General features: G+C 26.0%; 3 protein-coding genes. All 3 read right to left on the bottom strand.

Annotated features, from left to right (window positions below; all coding sequences use genetic code 11):
• Positions 1-265 precede the first annotated feature (265 nt).
• The gene (locus VLM92_RS14595; RefSeq protein WP_325277054.1) at positions 266-916 is read right to left on the bottom strand and encodes a glycoside hydrolase family 73 protein; all 651 of its coding nucleotides are present in this window, start codon (positions 914-916) and stop codon (positions 266-268) included.
• 208 nt (positions 917-1,124) lie between these two features.
• Positions 1,125-1,322, bottom strand: a complete 198-nt coding sequence (locus tag VLM92_RS14590) for a hypothetical protein (protein WP_325277053.1) — start codon at positions 1,320-1,322, stop codon at positions 1,125-1,127.
• A 197-nt stretch (positions 1,323-1,519) separates the two neighbouring features.
• Positions 1,520-2,059: an XRE family transcriptional regulator gene (locus VLM92_RS14585; protein WP_325277052.1), complete on the bottom strand. Its 540-nt coding sequence runs from the start codon at positions 2,057-2,059 to the stop codon at positions 1,520-1,522.
• Positions 2,060-2,123 lie beyond the last annotated feature (64 nt).

Raw genomic sequence — 2,123 nt, 5'->3', positions numbered from 1 at the left:
ACGCCGCCAGCGTTCATCCTGAGCCAGGATCAAACTCTCAAATAAAAGTTTAACGGGCTCAGATACTGTTATATATCTGGCTTTGTTTGTTTGGTTTGTTTCAATTCTATAAATTAACCTACTGTTTAATTTTCAAAGTTCTTACCGGCTCGTCTTGAGCACATTATTAATATTATCATCCATTAAATAATAAGTCAACATTTTTTTATGATTTTTTTATAATTTTTATAATCATTATTATTTTTCACTATGAATTAATGTAATACTATAGTTTATTATCTAATAGATATAAATTATAGCTTTCTATTATATTTATTAGAATTTCAGCATATATAAGCTGTCCTTTTTCGTTTTTTTTAGTACTATATCCAGCATCTTGTAAAGCTTCTGCTTGTTGTTTATAATTTTTGGCTTGAAATATTCCATGTTCTCCATATCTTTTATTTTCTGCTAAAAACTTAGCATGATCTTCTATAGATTCATTTAAATCATTATACTTACGAAATTTTGCGTTTACTTTGTCATTATAATTTTCTGATGTTATAACCTCTACATATTCTCCATCCCAACTACTATCAGCCTTTATTCCAAATAGATTATTGCTATCCTTTGTTAATTGAGATTCTCCCCATCCTGATTCTAATATAGCTTGCGCTATTGTTACGGATGGAAATATTCCATACTTCCTATAACTTTTTTTTGCACCCTTCTCAATTTTATCTATAAAATCTACTTTACTTTGTTCTAATGATATATCTTTTGTTTTATTTATATTTTCTATATAATTTGAAATATTAAAAAGCACGTTTACACTTACTAATACACAAATTGTAATTCCAATTTTTTTTATATATATTTTAATATTTTTTTTTACTTTTTTATACCTACCTAGATGTTTAAGTTTTTTTTTCCCCATTATACCCTCCTAATTCATGACAATATAATTACATCACTACAAAAATAAAAAGAGTAGAAAATTTTCTGCTCTTTTTACTTAGACTTTAATTCAATCCATGCTCTATCATATATTTTTATATCTTCACCTAACAATCTATCTTTAACTTCATCATTTACATAGGCCATTACTGAATCTTTTTGTTCCATTTATTTTTAATTAATAGTATTTATATACTATATACTATCTTTTTAAGTTTAATTGCTATAGTGTCTCTAACTGAATCAAACATTATTATATCAACCTTATATTTAGGATTCAATAATATATCACAACTATCAATTAGCTTTTTTACCATTTTTATATTATATAATATATCAAATGTTCCCCCACATATATAGTCCGTTATATTTATTAATTTTATCATGTATAGAATTCAAGAAATCTTTATATACATTTCATATTCTGTATATTGTTAAAATCTATCTTTTATCATAACTGTTACTAATAAAAGTAATACTACCACAAGAGCTCAATAAAGTTAAATTTTTTTATGTTTAAATATACATTATCTAAAGCTTTTAAGTCATCATATATTTTATACTAATTACTAACTTTCATTCCCTAAAATGACGGTGGAGTACTAACCCAAATCACTTTTGCAGTAGTTTTTCCTGCATTTGATATATAGTGATTTGCTCTTGGTTTAAAGTAAAAACTTTCACCTTTTCTTACCTTACTTTTTTTCTCTCCTATATGAACATATACAACACCTGCAAGTACATAGCCAAACTCTTCCCCTTCATGAGGTTTTTCTTCTTTATATTGACCACCTGGATATAAAGTTATTATTACAGGTTCCATTTCATTTTTCTGAGAATTTGGTATTAACCATTTAAATGTGTATTTTAAATCTTCATCCTCTGTTTCAAACATATCATCTTTTGTGAAAGAAATTCTTTCATCATCTATTTCATTAAAAAATTCCCTTAAGTTTGTACCTAAAATTTCAAGTATATCTATAAGGGTAGCAATAGATGGTGATGTTAGATTATTTTCTAATTGAGATATAAACCCCTTTGACAACTCACATCTATTTGCTAATTCTTCTTGAGTCAGTTGTTTTTCTATCCTCATTCTTTTTATTTTTTCACCAATGTCCATAGTCCCACCTCCTGCTCATTTATTATTGTAACTAAACATGATGTTTAAAATATATAAACATCAA

It is taken from the genome of Romboutsia sp. (assembly GCF_035470145.1).
Taxonomy (GTDB): Bacteria; Bacillota; Clostridia; order Peptostreptococcales; family Peptostreptococcaceae; genus Romboutsia_D.
This window is presented reverse-complemented; position numbering and strand designations above follow the sequence as displayed.

Coding starts and splice junctions, on each gene's coding strand:
- VLM92_RS14595 (WP_325277054.1), bottom strand. CDS start 916: ATGGGGAAAAAAAAACTTAAACATCTAGGTAGGTATAAAAAAGTAAAA.
- VLM92_RS14590 (WP_325277053.1), bottom strand. CDS start 1,322: ATGATAAAATTAATAAATATAACGGACTATATATGTGGGGGAACATTT.
- VLM92_RS14585 (WP_325277052.1), bottom strand. CDS start 2,059: ATGGACATTGGTGAAAAAATAAAAAGAATGAGGATAGAAAAACAACTG.